The organism is Anaerofilum hominis (assembly GCF_014287275.1).
Lineage (GTDB): Bacteria > Bacillota > Clostridia > Oscillospirales > Ruminococcaceae > Pygmaiobacter > Pygmaiobacter hominis.
In genome coordinates this window covers 561,770-578,578 of sequence record NZ_JACONZ010000001.1, presented here as the reverse complement: position 1 = coordinate 578,578, position 16,809 = coordinate 561,770, and the positions used below count along the sequence as shown (strand labels likewise).

At 66.0% G+C, this 16,809-nt stretch carries 15 protein-coding genes; all 15 read left to right on the top strand.

Features of this window, described 5'->3' with window-relative positions; genetic code table 11:
* The first annotated feature begins 58 nt into the window (after window positions 1–58).
* A complete protein-coding gene (infC, locus tag H8S23_RS02555) occupies window positions 59–580 on the top strand; it encodes a translation initiation factor IF-3 (RefSeq protein ID WP_207721061.1) in 522 nt (173 codons plus the stop codon).
* 1 nt (window position 581) lies between these two features.
* On the top strand, window positions 582–779 hold the full coding sequence (gene rpmI, locus H8S23_RS02550) for a 50S ribosomal protein L35 (protein ID WP_186886736.1): 198 nt from the start codon (window positions 582–584) through the stop codon (window positions 777–779).
* An 86-nt stretch (window positions 780–865) separates the two neighbouring features.
* A complete protein-coding gene (gene rplT, locus H8S23_RS02545; RefSeq protein WP_186886735.1) occupies window positions 866–1,219 on the top strand; it encodes a 50S ribosomal protein L20 in 354 nt (117 codons plus the stop codon).
* Window positions 1,220–1,309: 90 nt separating this feature from the next.
* Window positions 1,310–2,101 carry a TrmH family RNA methyltransferase gene (locus tag H8S23_RS02540; protein ID WP_341479876.1) on the top strand — a complete coding sequence of 264 codons (792 nt, stop codon included), beginning with the start codon at window positions 1,310–1,312 and terminating at the stop codon, window positions 2,099–2,101.
* Window positions 2,094–3,197 (top strand): DNA-processing protein DprA, encoded by a 1,104-nt coding sequence (gene dprA / locus H8S23_RS02535; protein WP_186886734.1) that lies wholly within the window; start codon window positions 2,094–2,096, stop codon window positions 3,195–3,197. Before H8S23_RS02540 ends, dprA begins: the two co-directional genes overlap by 8 nt.
* Window positions 3,198–3,331: 134 nt before the next feature.
* On the top strand, window positions 3,332–5,422 hold the full coding sequence (gene topA, locus H8S23_RS02530; protein ID WP_186886733.1) for a type I DNA topoisomerase: 2,091 nt from the start codon (window positions 3,332–3,334) through the stop codon (window positions 5,420–5,422).
* Window positions 5,419–6,747 carry a methylenetetrahydrofolate--tRNA-(uracil(54)-C(5))-methyltransferase (FADH(2)-oxidizing) TrmFO gene (gene trmFO, locus H8S23_RS02525; RefSeq protein ID WP_186886732.1) on the top strand — a complete coding sequence of 443 codons (1,329 nt, stop codon included), beginning with the start codon at window positions 5,419–5,421 and terminating at the stop codon, window positions 6,745–6,747. Before topA ends, trmFO begins: the two co-directional genes overlap by 4 nt.
* A gap of 68 nt (window positions 6,748–6,815) precedes the next feature.
* On the top strand, window positions 6,816–7,805 hold the full coding sequence (gene plsX / locus H8S23_RS02520; RefSeq protein ID WP_186886731.1) for a phosphate acyltransferase PlsX: 990 nt from the start codon (window positions 6,816–6,818) through the stop codon (window positions 7,803–7,805).
* Window positions 7,806–7,886: 81 nt separating this feature from the next.
* Complete coding sequence (rnc, locus tag H8S23_RS02515; protein ID WP_186886730.1) at window positions 7,887–8,570, top strand: ribonuclease III; 684 nt, start codon at window positions 7,887–7,889, stop codon at window positions 8,568–8,570.
* Window positions 8,567–9,574, top strand: a complete 1,008-nt coding sequence (locus H8S23_RS02510) for a radical SAM protein (RefSeq protein ID WP_186886729.1) — start codon at window positions 8,567–8,569, stop codon at window positions 9,572–9,574. Before rnc ends, H8S23_RS02510 begins: the two co-directional genes overlap by 4 nt.
* 40 nt (window positions 9,575–9,614) lie before the next feature.
* The gene (smc, locus tag H8S23_RS02505; RefSeq protein WP_186886728.1) at window positions 9,615–13,175 is read left to right on the top strand and encodes a chromosome segregation protein SMC; all 3,561 of its coding nucleotides are present in this window, start codon (window positions 9,615–9,617) and stop codon (window positions 13,173–13,175) included.
* 74 nt (window positions 13,176–13,249) lie between these two features.
* The gene (gene ftsY, locus H8S23_RS02500) at window positions 13,250–14,164 is read left to right on the top strand and encodes a signal recognition particle-docking protein FtsY (protein ID WP_186886727.1); all 915 of its coding nucleotides are present in this window, start codon (window positions 13,250–13,252) and stop codon (window positions 14,162–14,164) included.
* 136 nt (window positions 14,165–14,300) lie between these two features.
* Complete coding sequence (gene rdgB, locus H8S23_RS02495) at window positions 14,301–14,942, top strand: RdgB/HAM1 family non-canonical purine NTP pyrophosphatase (RefSeq protein ID WP_186886726.1); 642 nt, start codon at window positions 14,301–14,303, stop codon at window positions 14,940–14,942.
* A 282-nt stretch (window positions 14,943–15,224) separates the two neighbouring features.
* Window positions 15,225–15,524 carry a YhbY family RNA-binding protein gene (locus H8S23_RS02490; RefSeq protein WP_186886725.1) on the top strand — a complete coding sequence of 100 codons (300 nt, stop codon included), beginning with the start codon at window positions 15,225–15,227 and terminating at the stop codon, window positions 15,522–15,524.
* A 73-nt stretch (window positions 15,525–15,597) separates the two neighbouring features.
* On the top strand, window positions 15,598–16,788 hold the full coding sequence (gene yqeK / locus H8S23_RS02485) for a bis(5'-nucleosyl)-tetraphosphatase (symmetrical) YqeK (protein ID WP_186886724.1): 1,191 nt from the start codon (window positions 15,598–15,600) through the stop codon (window positions 16,786–16,788).
* The last annotated feature ends 21 nt before the right edge of the window (window positions 16,789–16,809 follow it).

The window sequence follows — 16,809 nt, the reverse complement described above, 5'->3', positions numbered from 1 at the left end:
ACATCGATACTAGTTTATTTGGAGGTGTTTTACAATTAGCGGCAAGAGAGAACTTGAGTTGAACGAGCAGATTCGTGACAGAGAGGTACGCGTGGTCGGCAGTGACAGCGAGCAGCTGGGCATCATGTCTTCCCGGGACGCGCTGCGCCTGGCGGCTGAAAAAAATCTCGACCTTGTCAAGATCGCGCCCACAGCGACGCCGCCCGTCTGCCGGATCATGGATTACGGCAAATTCCGCTTCGAACAGCAGAAGAAGGAAAAGGAAGCGCGCAAAAACCAGCGGATCGTCGACATCAAAGAGATCCGGCTGTCTCTCAACATCGACACCAACGACTTCAACACAAAGGTCAACCACGCCAAGCGCTTTCTGAAAGAGGGCGACAAGGTCAAGGCCTCGATCCGGTTCCGCGGCCGCGAGATGGCGCACACCAACCTGGGCTACGAGGTGATGAAACGCTTTGCCCAGGTCATGTCCGAGTTCGCCACGATTGAAAAACAGCCCAAGCTGGAGGGACGCAGCATGCAGATGTTCCTTGCTCCGCTCCCCAAGGAAAAGGTCCAAAACAAGGAGGAAAAATAAAATGCCCAAGATGAAAACCCACTCCGGTGCGAAAAAGCGTTTCGCCCTCACAAAAAACGGCAAGGTCAAGCGCGGCAAGGCGTTCCGCAGCCACATCCTGACCAAAAAGACCACAAAGCGGATGCGCGGCCTGCGCAAGCCGGGCTATGTCTCGGAGGCCAATGAGGCGACCGTCAAAAAGATGCTGCCCTACGCGTAAAAGGCGCACTTCGCAGCCCGAAAAATCAAACCGGGGCGCGGCGGTGCCCGCCCGCCACCATTCGTGAAATAAAGGAGAAATAAATTATGGCTCGTATCAAGGGCGCTATGATGACCCGCAAGAGAAGAAAGAAAACACTGAAGCTGGCCAAGGGCTACTGGGGCAGCAAATCCAAGCATTTTAAAATGGCCAAACAGCAGGTCATGAAAAGCGGCAACTATGCGTTTGTCGGCCGCAAGGCGAAAAAGCGCGATTTCCGCCGCCTGTGGATCGCCCGCATCAACGCGGCCTGCCGCGCCCAGGGCACCAATTACTCCACCTTTATGAACGGCCTGAAAAAAGCCGGTATCGACCTGAACCGCAAGATGCTCTCCGAGATGGCGATCAACGACTCGGCGTCCTTCGCGAAGCTGGTGGAGACTGCAAAGACTGCAAAATAAGTTTGCAAACAACGCCCGTACGCGACCGCGCGCGGGCGTCCCTTTGTTTTATTCCCAGGTGCAAAAATCGGGACGGACCGGAAAGGCCGGGTGAGGAAAACGACGGGTGAGATCACCAGCCGGGACAATGAGCGGGTGAAATACACCGCAAAGCTGATGCAAAAGCCAGCCTTCTGCAGGGCGGAGAACCGCTTTGTCGCAGAGGGCGTAAAGCTGTGCCTCGACGCGGCCGGCTCCGGCCTGGCTATGGAAACAGTATATTATACCTATAAGGCCGAAAAGCGGTGGCCGCAGCTGCTGGAACTGCCCTGCGAGCAGCTGCGCATCAGCGAGCCGGTGGCGGAAAAGCTGTCCGGCCAGAAAACGCCGCAGGGAGTCTTTGCCGTGTGCAGAATGCCGGAGTTTGGGCTGGCGGAAGCCGACCCGGCGGGGCGCTATATCGCGCTGGAGGATGTGCAGGACCCCGCCAACGTGGGCGCGGTGCTGCGCAGCGCCGCGGCGTTCGGCTTTTCCGGCGCCATCCTGACGCCCGGCTGTGCCGATCCCTTTGGGCAAAAGGTGCTGCGGGCCTCGATGGGCGCGGTGTTCAAGCTGCCGGTCTTTGAGACGGCGGACCTGGCGGGCGAGCTGCGGCGGCTGGGGGCGCAGGGCGCGCAGACGCTTGCCGCCGCCCTGCGCGGCGCGCAGGACCTGCGGGAGATCCGCCGCAGCGGCGGCGGGCTGGCGCTGGCGGTGGGCAACGAGGGCAACGGCCTGTCCGCCGAGGTGATCGCCGCCTGCAGTGCGGTGGTCAGGATCCCCATCCGGGCGATGGAATCCCTCAACGCCGCCGTGGCGGCCTCGGTGCTCATGTGGGAGCTTGGGGGCAGGCGCGATGGATGAGCGGCTGCCCTGGCTGTGGCTTGCCTCCGGGCTGGGGTTCGCCCCCAGAGCGCTGCAGCCCCTGCTGTCGGCCTATGGGGACGCGGCGGGCGTCTATGCGCACCGCGCCCAGCTGCTGCGCGAGGGGCTGGTCACGCCCGGCCAGCAGCGGGCGCTGGCGTCCTCCCGCGCAGAGGGGTTTCAGGAACGGCTGGGCCTCCACCTGCGGGCCGGTTACCGGGTGCTGTGCTACGGCGATGAGGAGTACCCGGCCCGGCTGCGGGAGATCGATGATCCCCCCGCCGTGCTCTATCTGCAGGGCGAGGCCCGCTTTTTGAGCGAGGGCCTGCTTGTGGGCATGGTGGGCACCCGGCGGCCCTCGGCTTACGGCATGGAGGCGGCGCGCTTTCTGGGCAAGGGCCTTGCGGAGGCGGGCGCGCTGCTGGTGTCGGGTCTGGCCGACGGTCTGGACAGCGAGGCCCACAAGGCGGCCGTCGCCGCGGGCACGCCCACCGTCGCGGTGCTGGGCACCGCCGTCGACCGCACCTATCCCGCCCGCAACGCCACGCTGCGGGAGCTGATCGCGAAAAACGGCGCCGTGGTCAGCGAGTATCCCATCGGCACGGCGGGGCAGGGACATTACTTTTTGCTGCGCAACCGCATCATCGCGGGGCTCTCCCGCGGGCTGGTGGTCACCGAGGCGCGCCGCCGCAGCGGCACCATGAGCACGGTGCGCTATGCGCTGGACGGCGGCAGGGACGTTTTCGCGGTGCCCGGCAGCATTTTCAGCCCGCTCAGCGAGGGCACCAACTGGCTGCTGCAGCAGGGCGCAAAGCCGGTGCTCTCCGCCCGTGACGTGCTGGAGGAGTACGGCCTGGGCGGGGACGCCGCGGCAGCGGAGCGCGCGTTAGAAGAGCACGGCGCGGAGGCGGAGGCCGGGCTCAGCCCCGCGGCCGCGGCACTCAACGCCGCGCTTTCCGCCCGGCCGCAGGGCCTGGCAGAGCTGTGCGCGGCCAGCGGGCTTGCCCCCGCCGCGGCCATGGCGGCCCTGACGGAGCTGGAACTGGCCGGCCTGTCGCGGCAGCTGGCCGGGCGGCAGTTTGTGCGCGGGCAGTGAGGGCGGCGCCTGCCGCCGGTGTGTGATCCGGCGGCGGGCGGTAAATACTAGAGACGATCCCGCGCCGCGGGCGCGCCGAAAAAAAAGGCGTCCCGGCGGCGCTGACGATATCCGAACCGACAACGAGGTGCAATATGTCTAAATTGGTCATTGTGGAGTCCCCCGCGAAAGCGAAGACGATCCGCAAATATCTGGGCGACGGGTATGAGGTGATGGCCTCCATGGGCCATATCCGGGACCTGCCGGCAAGCCAGCTCGGCATCGACGTGGAGCGGGACTACAACCCCCAGTACATCAACATCAAGGGCAAGGAAAAGCTCATCAAAGAGCTCAAGAGCGCTGCAAAGCAGAGCGAGGGCGTGCTTCTTGCGACCGACCCGGACCGGGAGGGCGAAGCCATCAGCTGGCATCTGGCCCATCTGCTGGGCCTGGACGTGGAAGCCCCGGACAGGGTGACTTTCGGCGAGATCACCAAAAAGGGGGTCACCGAGGGCATGGCCCATCCGCGCAGCATCGATCTGGACCTGGTGAATGCCCAGCAGGCGCGCCGGGTGCTGGACCGCCTGGTGGGCTACAAGCTGTCGCCGTTCCTCTGGCGCAAGGTGCGCCGGGGCCTCTCGGCGGGCCGGGTGCAGTCGGTGGCCGTGCGGCTGATCGTCGACCGCCAAAAGGAGATCGACGCCTTTGTCCCCGAGGAGTACTGGAACCTGGACGCCACCCTCTCGGCGCCCGGCAGCGCCAAAAAGTTCACCGCGCGGCTGGCCTCCACCGCAGAGGGGGAGAAGATCGCCGTCACCGACAAGGAGCAGGCGGACCGCATCCTCGCGGCGCTGGAGGGCAGGGATTACAGGGTCTCCAAGATCACAAAGGGAACCCGCAAAAAGGTGCCAGCGCCCCCGTTCATCACCTCCACCCTGCAGCAGGAGGCCAGCCGCAGGCTGGGCTTCACAGCCACCCGCACCATGCGGGCGGCCCAGACGCTGTATGAGGGCGTGGATATCGCCGGGGTGGGCACTACCGGCCTGATCACCTACATGCGCACCGACAGCCTGCGCCTGTCCGACGAGGCGGTGGCCGGGGCGAAAGCGTTCATCAGCGAGCGCTGGGGCGACAGGTACGTCAACAAGGCAAAGCGCACCTACAAGAGCAAAAACGCCACCGCCGCGCAGGACGCCCACGAGGCGATCCGCCCCTCTAACCCGGCCCTCACGCCGGACGAGGTGGAAAAAAGCATCAGCGGCGACACCGCCAAGCTCTACCGGCTGATCTGGAGCCGCTTTACCGCCAGCCAGATGGCGGACGCCATCCACGACACCATGAACGTGGAGGTGGCGGCCGGGGATTATCTGTTCAAAGCCAGCGGCTATACCGTGGCTTTCGACGGCTTTACGGCGCTCTACGAGGAGGCCACCGACGAAAAGGAAAAAAAGGAGACCGCCCTGCCCCCCCTGGAGGAGGGCATGACCCTGAAGCTGAAAGACCTGGCGGCGGAGCAGAAGTTCACCCAGCCGCCCTCGCTCTACACCGAGGCGACCCTCATCAAGGCGCTGGAGGAAAACGGCATCGGCCGCCCCTCCACCTATGCGCCCATCATCACCACCATCATTGACCGCGGCTATGTGGAGCGGGAGGCGAAAAAGCTCAAGCCCACCCTGCTGGGGCTGACGGTGAACGAGCTGATGATGGATGAGTTTTCGAACATCGTGGACGTCAAATTTTCGGCCCAGATGGAGAAAAACCTGGATAAGGTGGAGGCCGGCCGGGCGGAATGGGTCAAAACGGTGGATGATTTTTACACCGCGTTTGACAAGACGCTGAAAAAGGCGGAACAGGACCTGGAGGGCAAAAAGATCAAGGTCCCCGACGAGGAGACCGACGAGGTCTGCGAGCTGTGCGGCCGCAAGATGGTCATCAAGACCGGCCGTTACGGCAAATTTCTGGCCTGCCCGGGCTTTCCCGAGTGCAAGAACACCCGGCGGCTGGTGCAGGCCGCGCCGGGCGAATGCCCGCTCTGCGGCAGCCGCATTCTGGTGCGCAAGTCCAAAAAGGGACGCATCTATTACGGCTGTGAAAAAAATCCCGCCTGCGGGTTTATGAGCTGGGATGAACCCACCGACGAGAAGTGCCCCGAGTGCGGCAAGACCCTGTTCAAGCACGGCGGCAAAAGCGGCGAACTGGTCTGCCTGGCAGAGGGCTGCGGCTTTCGAAAGCCGCTCAAGCCTTGACGCCCGCGGTGCGGGTGGTGGGGGCGGGCCTCGCCGGCTGCGAGGCGGCGCTGCTGCTGGCCGGCGCGGGGGTCCCGGTCCTGCTGTATGAGCAAAAGCCCCTGCGCTTTTCACCCGCGCACAAAAAGGAGGGCTTTGCCGAGCTGGTCTGTTCCAACTCGCTCAAGGCCGACCGGCTGGATTCAGCCAGCGGCCTGCTGAAAGCGGAGATGCGCCTTTTGGGCAGCCGCCTGCTGGACGCCGCCCAGACAGCCCGGGTGGCTGCCGGCGGCGCGCTGGCGGTGGACAGGGACCTCTTCAGCGAGACGGTCACCGGCATGGTGGAAAACCACCCCAACATCACGGTGCGGCGGGAAGAGGTCGCCAGCCTGGACTTTGAGGATGCGCTGCCGGTCATTGTCGCGACCGGCCCGCTCACCGAGGGGGCGCTGGCAGAGGCCATCCGCGAAAAAACAGGCCGGGACAGCCTGTCTTTTTTCGACGCGGCGGCGCCCATCGTCACCGCTGCGAGCATCGACCGGTCCAAGGTCTTTGCCGCCTCCCGCTACGGCCGGGGCAGCGACGACTATCTGAACTGCCCGTTCGACAAAGCGGGTTACGAGGCGTTTTACGCCGAACTGGTGAACGCGGAGCGCGCCGAGCTGCACGACGCGGACCGGGTGAACGTTTACGAGGGCTGCATGCCGGTGGAGATCATGGCGCGGCGCGGCGCGGACACCCTGCGCTACGGCCCGCTGCGGCCGGTGGGCCTTGTGGACCCCGCCACCGGCCACCGGCCCTGGGCGAACGTACAGCTGCGCAGCGAGGACCGCGAGAACAGCCGCTACAATCTGGTCGGTTTTCAGACCAACCTGAAATTCGGCGAACAGAAGCGGGTCTTTTCGATGATCCCGGGCCTGGAACAGGCGGAGTTCGTGCGCTATGGCGTGATGCACCGCAACAGCTTTCTCAACGCGCCCCAGGTGCTGGGGCCGGATCTGTCGCTGAAAGGGCAGCCCGGCCTTTACTTTGCCGGGCAGATCACCGGCGTGGAGGGCTATATGGAAAGCGCCGCCTGCGGCCTGCTGGCCGCCCATCAGGTGCTGCGCAGGCTGCGTGGGCTGCCGCCGCTGGCGCTGCCGCCCGAGACCATGTGCGGCGCGCTGATGGCCCATGTGACGGCCGAGACTGCGGATTACCAGCCCATGGGCAGCAACATGGGCCTGCTGCCGCCCCTGCCCGAGCGCGTAAAGGACAAGCGCCTGCGCTACCAGAAGCTGGCCGAGCGGGCGCTCGCGGCAATGGAGCAGGCCCTGCGCAGCCAGGGCGCGCTGCCGGCCCGCTGAAAAAGGAAAAACAAAAGCGGATGGACGCGGCAAAGCGATCCGGCCGCACAACAGGGGAGGATGGAAGCATGAAGATCATTTTGGACGCCATGGGAGGCGACAACGCCCCGAAAGAGATGCTGCTGGGCGCGGCCGCGGCGGTAAAAGAGCTGGGCGTGGAGATCATCGCCGTGGGCGACGAGGAGAAGATCGCCGCCTGCGCAGCGGAAAACGGCATCGAGATGACGGGCATCACCGTGAAGCACGCCTCGCAGACCATCGAGATGTGCGACGACCCCACCTCGGCGGTGCGGCACAAAAAGGATTCGTCGATGGTGGTGGCGCTGCGGCTGCTGGCCGCGGGGGAGGGCGACGCGCTGGTCAGCGCCGGCTCCACCGGGGCGCTGCTCACGGGCGCGACCCTGATCGCCAAGCGGCTGCCCGGCGTCAAGCGGGCGGCCATCGGCACCGTCATCCCCGGCCGGCTGCAGCCCTATCTGCTGCTGGACTCGGGCGCGAATGTGGAGTGCCCGGCCGAAATGCTGGACTGTTTTGCCACCATGGGCAGCGTGTACATGGAAAAGGTGATGGGCCGCAGGGAGCCGAAGGTGGCCCTGGTCAACAACGGGGCGGAGGAGAGCAAGGGCACGCCCGTTTATGTGGAAGCCCACCAGCTGATGAAGCAGAATCCCGCCATCCGGTTTGCAGGCAATGTGGAGCCGCGGGAGGTGCCCGACGGCGCGGTGGACGTGGTGGTCTGCGACGGCTTCACCGGCAACGTCATCCTCAAGCTGACCGAGGGGCTGGCCCGCTTTTTCACCGGGGAGCTGAAAGCGATGTTCAAAAAAAATGCCGGCACCATGTTGGCGGCGCTGCTGATGAAAAACGGCGTGCGTGAGTTCAAGGCCAAGCTGGACGCCGACGAGCACGGCGGCGCGCCTTTGCTGGGCATCAGCCGGGTGGTCATCAAGGCCCACGGCTCCTCCAATGCCAAGGCGGTCAAAAATGCGGTGCGCCAGGCGAAGCTCTGCTGTGAAAACGGCATGGTGGAGGCGATCCGCGAGAACATCAGGCGGTAAAACAGGCGTTTCGGGCCGGGGCGGGGCCGCCCCGGCGGCGCCGAAAAGGCGCTTTTCCCGGGCAAAGAAAGGGGCGGTTCCATGGAAAATCTACAGGGGCTTGAGCGGGCGCTCGGCCATCAGTTCAGCAATATCAAGCTGCTGTCCGCAGCGGTCACCCACTCCAGCTTTGCCAACGAGCAGCGGCGCGGCACCGAGTATAACGAGAGGCTGGAGTTTCTCGGCGACTCGGTGCTCTCCATCGTGGTAAGCGAAGAGCTCTTCATCTCGCACCGGCATCTGCCGGAGGGGGAGCTCACCCGCATCCGCGCGGCGCTGGTCTGCGAGACCAGCTGCTATGAATTTGCAAAGAAGATCGGCCTGGGGCAATATCTGCGCCTGGGCAAAGGCGAGGAGAACAGCGGCGGCCGCACCCGGCCCTCCATTTTGGCCGACGCCTTTGAGGCGGTGCTGGCGGCGCTGTATCTGGACGGCGGGCTGGAGGCGGCCCGCGCGTTCATCCTGCCCCTGGTGCGGGATGAGCAGGCGGTGCCGGAGGATTACAAGACCCGCCTGCAGGAGATCATCCAGCAAAACCCGGAAGAGCGGCTGCGCTATGTGGTGGTGGACGAGTCCGGCCCGGACCACAACAAGAGCTTTGTGGTGGAGGTGCACCTGAACTCCAACGTCATCGGGCGGGGCGAGGGCCACAGCAAAAAGCTGGCCGAGCAGCAGGCCGCCAGAGAGGCGCTGAAGCTGTTTGGCGAGGACGGCGGGCGGCTGTGAGGGCCCGCCACCGCAATCTGCCCTTTTTTATACCGCATGCGGGCTGCCCGCACCGCTGCAGTTTCTGCGACCAGAACTCCATTTCCGGCGCGGCGGCGGGGCCGTCCCCCGCACAGGTCGCTGAGAGCTGCGCGGCCCTGCTGCCCCCCGCGGGGGAGGGCTGCGGGGTGGAGATCGCTTTTTTCGGCGGCAGCTTTACCGCTGTGGACGCCGGTTATCGGCGCGCCCTGCTGGCGGCGGCCGCCCCTTTTGTGGAGGCGGGGCGCGCCGCGGGCATCCGGGTCTCCACCCGGCCCGACGCGGTGGACGCCGCCGTGCTCGCCGAGCTGCGCCGTTACGGCGTGACCGCGGTGGAGCTGGGGGCGCAGAGCATGAACGACACGGTGCTGCGGCTCAACGGCCGCGGACACACCTCGTTGCAGACCCGGTTCGCAGCCCAGCTGGTGAAAAACAGCGGCTTTTCGCTGGGGCTGCAGATGATGGTGGGCCTGTTCGGCGAGTACGACCCGGCCCGCGCGGCAAGGGACACCGCCATTGCGCTGGCAAACCTGGGCCCGGACACGGTGCGCATTTACCCCACGCTGGTGCTGCGGGGCACGCCGCTGGCGGAGCTGGCCCGGCAGGGCAGCTATCGCCCGCTGACGGTGGAGCAGGCCGTGGAGGCCACCGCGCCGCTGATCGAGCTGTTTGAGCGCAAAGGCGTCCGGGTCATCCGCGTGGGCCTGCAGGACGACGGCCCCCTGCGGCAAAACCTGGTCGCCGGGCCGTATCATCCGGCTTTTCGCCAGCTGTGCGAGGCGCGGCTCTACCGGCAGGCGGCAGAGGCCGCGCTGCGCGGTCTGCCCGCCGGGAGATATCTGCTCAGCGTCCCGCCGGGCGGGCACAGCGCCGCCGCGGGGCAGCGGAGAGAAAATCTGCGCTATTTCAGCGAGCGGGGCTACGAGCTGGCAGTGCGGGAGGAACCCGCCCTCAGCGGGCGGCAGATCGGGCTGAGGGCGCTGTGAGCGGCGGCAACTTTTCCAGAAAGAGATGTGAGACGAAACCGTGTTTTTGAAAGCACTTGAGATACAGGGGTTCAAATCTTTCCCCGACCGCACCCGCATCACGTTTGAGGGCGGCATCACCGCCGTGGTGGGGCCCAACGGCAGCGGCAAGAGCAATATCTCGGACGCCATCCGCTGGGTGCTGGGCGAGACCTCTTCCAAACAGCTGCGCGGCGCGGGCAAAATGGAGGACGTCATTTTTGGCGGCACCCAGACCCGCAGCCCCATGGGCTTTGCGTCGGTATCGCTGTACATCGACAACTCCGCCCACCGGCTGGACGTGGAAAAGGACGAGGTGGTCATTACCCGCAAGTATTACCGCAGCGGCGAGAGCGAGTACGGCATCAACGGCCAGAATGTGCGCCTTAAGGACATCTACGAGCTGTTTTTGGACACCGGCATCGGCCGGGACGGCTATTCCATCATCGGCCAGGGCCGCATCGCCGAGATCGTGGGCGCCAAGTCGGGCGAGCGGCGGGAGATCTTTGAAGAGGCGTCCGGCATCGCCAAGTACCGCTACCGCAAAAACGAGGCGGAGCGCAAGCTGGCCGGGGCCGAGGACAATCTGGTGCGGCTGCGGGACATTCTGGATGAACTGACCGCCCGGGTGGGCCCGCTGGAGCGGGACAGTGAAAAGGCGAAAAAATTTCTGGAATTGTCGGAACGCAGAAAGTCGCTGGAAGTCACCCTCTGGGCGGACACGCTGCGCAAGGCAAAGGACAGCGTGCGGGAGGCCCAGCGGGCGCGGGAAGCCGCCCAGGGCGATTACGACCGCGCCAGCGCCGAGATCGACGGGGTGGACGCCGAGACCGAGGAGATCCGCACCGAGATCGAGCAGCTGATCATGGAGATCGAGCGCACCAACGCGGAGATCCGCAGCATCACCGAGGAGATCGCCGGCTCCGACGCCTCCATCGCGGTGCTGCGCAACGACATCTCCCACAGCGAGGCCTCCATCGCCAGCCTGCGGGACGAGATCGCCGCGGCGGGGGAGGACGACGCCACCGTGGCGGACGAGATCGCGGCAAAGCGGGCTGCGATCGAAGAAAACGCGGGCAGGATCCGCGGACAGGAAGCGCGCATCGCCGAGTTGTCGGCGATGCTGGACGAGCTGTCCGCCAGCGCCGAGGCCACCGGCGAGCGGCGCGGCGTGCTCACCGAGCGGCTGGCCGGCCTGACCCAGCGCGCCACCGACCTGAAAGTGGCCGCGGCGGGTGCCGACAGCGCCGCTGAAAGCGCCGGGGCGCGGCTTTCCTCGCTGCAGGACGAGGCCGCCTCGGGGGAGGGACGGCTGCAGCAGCTGCGGCAGGAGCAGGCGGAAAATGCCGATTACCTGGCGCGCTGCAGCGCGGATCTGACCAGGCTGGGCAATATCAAGGAGGGCCTTTCCCTGAAGCTGGCTTCCCGCCAGAAAGCGCTGGACACGGCCGCAGAGGAGGCGCGCCGGGCCCAGAGCCAATGCGAGGCCGCGATGGAGCGCATCCGCATCCTCAAAGATCTGGAAAAGAGCATGGACGGCTACAACCAGAGCGTCCGGCATGTCGTCAAGGCGGCGCAGGCCCGCCGCCTGCGGGGGGTGATCGGCCCGGTCTCCTCGGTCCTCACCGTGCAGCCGGGGTACGAACTTGCCATTGAGACCGCCCTGGGCTTTGCGGCCCAGAACATCGTGGTGCAGGACGAGAATGCGGCCAAGGCCGCCATCGCCCTGCTGCGGGACGACCGCGCCGGGCGGGCGACCTTTCTGCCGCTGGACACCGTGCGCCCCTCCGGCTTTGACCGGGGCCGCCTGCCCGCCGGGGCATCCCTTGCCGCCGATCTGGTGCAGGCGGACGCAAAATACGCCAACATCGTCTCCAACCTGCTGGGACGCATTTTGGTGGTGGAGAATATCAACGACGCGGGCCGGGCCGCCAAAAGCCTGGACTACCGCTACCGCGTGGTCACGATGGACGGCCAGGTGGTCAACGCCGGCGGTTCGTTTACCGGCGGCTCGGCCTCCCGCTCGGCGGGGCTGTTCACCCGGCGCACCGAGATCGAAGAGCTGAACCGCAGGGTGGAGGAGCTTTCCGCCCAGCGGCGCAAGCGGCTGGAGGCGCTGGATGGGGCCAAAGCGGAACAGGAGAAGCTGGCCGCGGAACTGGCGGCCACCGAGAGCGAGGCCATCACCGCAGCGGGGGACAAGATCCGCGCCGAGGCGGAGCAGAGCCGCATCGAGACCGCCCTCACCCAGGGGCTCGCCGCCGCCGAACTGATGGACGCGGAGCGGGAGGAACTGGAACAGAGGATGGCCGCCGCCCGGGACACCATTGCACAGAGCGAGGCCGAAAGCGCACGCGTGGCGCAGGAGATCTCCGCTCTGGAAGCGGAGCTCACCGGCCTTGCGGACGGGGACGACAGCTTCCTTGAGACGCGGGCGCGGCTTTCGGACGAGATCTCCGAGTGCAAGCTGGCGCGGCTGGCGCTGGAAAAGGATTCCGAGAGCGCCCGCGCCGCCATCGCCTCGCTGGAGGGGCGCAGCGGGGAATCCGCCCAGCGGGTGGAGGGCCTGCGCGCTTCCATCGCCCGGCTGGAGGCCTCTATCCGCGAGAACGAAGAGCGCATCGCGGCGGTGGAGGAGCGCAAGCGGGACGCCGCCGCCCGTATCGCGGCCGGCGAGGAGGCCATCCGCGCTGCCACCGACCGGCGGCTGGAAAAGGAGGGCTCCATCACCCGGCAGAACGCCCGTATGCGCGAGCTCACCGCGCAGCGGGAGGAGCTCTCGCGCGAGATCACCCGCCTGGACGAGCGGCGCACGGCGCTGGAGACGGAGTACGACGCCACCACCGCCAAGCTGTGGGAGGAGTATGAGCTCACCCTCAGCGACGCGGCGGCCCTCAGCGTGCCGTTTGAAAGCGTCACCGAGCTGCGCCGCGGTGTGGCGGAGGTGCGCGGGCAGATCCGCGCTTTGGGCAATGTGAACGTGGGCGCCATCGAGGAGTACGCCGAGGTGCGCGAGCGGTATGAATTCATGCGCAGCCAGGTGGCGGATGTGGAAAAGAGCAAGGCGGAGCTGACAAAGCTGATCGCCGAGCTCTCAGGCGAGATGAAAGAACTTTTTTCAAAGAGCTTTGAGCAGATCAACGCCCATTTCAGCCGCATTTTTGCCGAGCTGTTCGGCGGCGGCAGCGCCCGGCTCTCCCTTTCCGACGAGGACAATGTGCTGGAGAGCGGCATCGATATCTCGGTGTCGCCGCCGGGCAAGATCATCAAAAACCTGTCGGCCCTCTCGGGCGGCGAGCAGGCGCTGGTGGCCATCGCCATCTATTTCGCCATCCTGGCGGTCAACCCCGCGCCTTTCTGCATCCTGGACGAGATCGAGGCCGCGCTGGACGACGTCAACGTGGTGCGGTACGCCAGCTACCTGCGGCGCATCACCGCCCACACTCAGTTCATCGTCATCACCCACCGCCGCGGCACCATGGAGGAGGCTGACGTCCTCTACGGCGTGACGATGCAGGAGGACGGGGTCTCCAAGCTGCTGAAGCTGGATGTCAACGAGGTGGACGCGAAGCTGATCTCGTGAGCGTCCAGGGACAGGCTGTGCGGACACGACCCCGCCGCAGAGGGCGCGGGATCAACTTTTTATGAGGTGCAGATATGGGCTTTTTTGAAAAACTGGGACGCGGGCTGGCCAAGACCCGCGACGCGATCTTCGGCTCCATCGGCGAGCTGGAAAACGCGGACCGCATCGACGAGGAGACCTATGAGGAACTGTTGGAGCAGCTGATCCTGGCCGACACCGGCGCGCAGGTGGCGGAAGAGCTGGTGGACCAGCTGAGAGAGCGGGTGAAAAGAGACCGCCTCAAGACAGGGGCCGAGGCCCTGGCGGCGCTGAAAGAGCTGCTGGTGGAGATGCTGACGGCGGAACGCCCCTTTGACCCGCAGGGAAAGCCCGCGGTAATCCTGGTCATCGGCGTCAACGGTGTGGGCAAGACCACCTCCATCGGCAAGCTGGCGCAGCTGTACGCGGCGCAGGGCAAAAAGGTGCTGCTGGCGGCGGGGGACACTTTCCGGGCGGCGGCGGCGGAGCAGCTGGGCGTCTGGGCGCAGCGGGCGGGGGTGCCGCTGGTGCGGCACGACGAGGGTTCCGACCCGGCGTCGGTGATCTACGACGCCGTGTCCTCCGCCATCGCCCGCGGCTGCGATCTGGTGATCTGCGACACCGCCGGGCGGCTGCACAATAAAAAAAGCCTGATGGACGAGCTGTCCAAGATCTCCCGGGTGGCGGCCAAGGCCGGGGCCGAGGGGGATGTGGAGACGCTGCTGGTGCTGGACGCCGTCACCGGGCAGAACGCCATCCAGCAGGCGGCGCAGTTTATCGACGCGGCCAGCGCCACCGGCATCATCCTCACCAAGCTGGACGGCACGGCCAAGGGCGGCTCGGTCATCTCGATCAAAGCAAGGCTGGGCCTGCCGGTGCGGTTTGTCGGGGTGGGCGAGGGCATTGACGACCTGATGCCCTTTGACCCGCAGGGCTTTGTGGACGCGCTGTTCCTGAAAGAACAGGGATAAACGCGGCCTTTGCGGGGCGCGAAAGCCGCGCAGGCCGGGCCCGGTGAAAGGGGGCGGCGGGGGACGCGTACAGAAAATCCTAAGAAAATCACAACAAAACCGTCAAAAATTTTTGATAAGATCAGCGAGGTGCAGCATGATTTTTGCCGTTGCAAGCAACAATCCCGGTAAGATCAAAGAGATCCAGCGTATTCTGGACGCTGCCGGGCACGAGGCGAAGAGCCAGCGGGAGCTGGGGTTCGACCTTGAAGTGGAAGAGACCGGCACGACCTTTGAGGCAAATGCGCTGCTCAAGGCGCGCGCGCTCTGCGTGCAGTCCGGGCTGCCCACCATTGCGGATGATTCCGGCCTGTGCGTCGAGGCGCTGGGCGGGGCGCCGGGGGTGTACTCGGCCCGCTACTGCGGCCGCCACGGGGACGACGAGGCCAACAACGACAAGCTGCTGGCCGAGCTGGAGGGCCTGCCGCGCGAAAAAAGGGCGGCAAAATTTGTCAGTGCGGTCTGCCTGTGTATGCCGGACGGGCGCAGCCTCACCGCCATGGGCGAGTGCCCGGGCTGGGTCGGCTTTGAGCGCAGGGGGGAAAACGGCTTTGGCTACGACCCCATCTTTTATGTGGGCGAGCGCAGCTATGCCGAGCTTGCGGACCGGGAGAAGGACGGGCTCTCCCACCGGGGCAAGGCGCTGGCGCTGCTGGGCAGGGCGCTGCCGGAGTTTTTGAAAGACCCGCAGGGCTTTGGCCCCGCGGGTGCGCAGATCGTGATCCGGGACGGGGAGTAGAACGCTGCGGCCCGGCCGGGGGCGGAACAGCGCGCTTTTTTAACGGCGGCAAAACCGCCGCGGCCGCGCGGCCGCACAGGGCAAAAGGGGGGCGCGGCGGGCAGAAAAATGTCACCGGGCCACGCGTTAGCCGGTCACAGCCCACCCGGATACGTTCGGAGCCGGGCGCAGAAAACCGCTGCCCGGCCGCGTCTGCCGGCTGCGGACCGGGGCCGCCGCCGGGCTTTTCTGGCCGGGGCGCGCGGGCGGCCGGCGCACACAAAAACAGATAAAGGAGAAATTATGCTGACAAGCAAACAGCGCGCAGTGCTGCGCGCACAGGCCAACGGCCTGGAAGTCGTGTTTCAGGTGGGCAAGGGGGAGATCGACGAGGCGCTGATCAAGACCACCGCCGATTGCCTTGCCGCGCGGGAACTGATCAAAATGAAGGTGCTGGAGACCAGCGCCTATACCGCAAGGGAAGCGGCGGAGGCGCTTGCCGCGGCCACCGGCAGCGAGGTGGTGCAGGTCATCGGCTCCCGCTTTGTGCTCTATCTTCAGAAAAAGAAAGATTCCAAATACGCGCCGCTGCTGCCGAGATAGCGGCGGGCGGCGCGCGTCCAAAAAAGCGCCGGGGGCGCGCTGCGCCCGCGCGTGAAAGGGGATTTGGCTGCATATGAAGATCCTGCTGTTCGGCGGCACCTTTGACCCGCCGCATACCGGGCACCTGGCGCTGCTGCAAAACGCGATCGGCGCGGTGCAGCCGGACCTGGCCCTGGTCATGCCCGCGGGGGTGCCCCCGCACAAAGAGGCTTACGGCACGCCGGCAGAGCTGCGCTATCAGATGTGCCGCGCTTTTCTGTCTGTGGACAGACGGGTCCACCGCTCCCGCTTTGAGATGGATCAGCCGGGCAAAAGCTACACCGCCAACACGGTGCGGCACCTGCAGGCGCGCTGGCCGGGGTGTGAGATCTTCCTGGTGGTGGGCAGCGATATGCTGCTCTCCTTTTCCACCTGGTACTGCAGCGGGTGGCTGCTGCAGAACGTCACCCTGGTGGCGCAGAGCAGGGACGAGGGGGAGACCGCCGCCATGGGCCCCGCGGTGGAGGACCTGCGGCGGCAGGGCGGCAGGGTGCTTTTTCTGCGGCAGCCGGTCTGCCTGCTGTCCTCCACCGAGGTGCGGGCGCGCTGCGCCGCGGGCGAGGACATCAGCGCCCTGGTGCCGCCGGAGGCGCTCCGGGTCATCCGGCGGCACGGGCTTTATCTTGATCCCACGGGGGGAAGTGCAAAAATGGTCACTGCGGAGTTTTGTAAAAAGCTTGCCAAGCGCAACCTCAGCGCCAAGCGCTATCAGCACACGCTGAACGTGCGCAGGCTTGCGGTCAAGCTGGCAAAGCGCTACGGCGCGGATGAGGACAAGGCGGAGATCGCGGCCCTGCTGCACGATATCTGCAAAGAGCGCCCCAAGGGCGAGTTGTTGCAGATGGTGCGGGATAATGCTATAATGACACAAAATGCGGCCGAAAAGCCGCAGGGCGTCTGGCATGCGGCCGCCGCGATGGTGGTCGCAAAGCAGGAACTGGGCGTCGAGGACGGCGAGATCCTGGACGCCATCCGGTACCACACCTCCGGCAGGGCGGGCATGTCCATGCTGGAAAAGGTGATCTATATGGCGGATATGTGCAGCGAGGAGCGCGGCTACCCGGAGGCGGAAGAGCTGCGCAAACTGCTGAAAAAGGATATGGACAGGGCGCTGCTGCGGGCGCTGCAGTACAGCGTGCAGTGGCTGCGGGAGGAGCGCAAGCCCATCGACGAGGACTCTCTGCTCGCCCTGCGCTGGCTGGAAGAGCGATATCACCGCGCCTGACGCGTCTGAGACCCAGGAAAG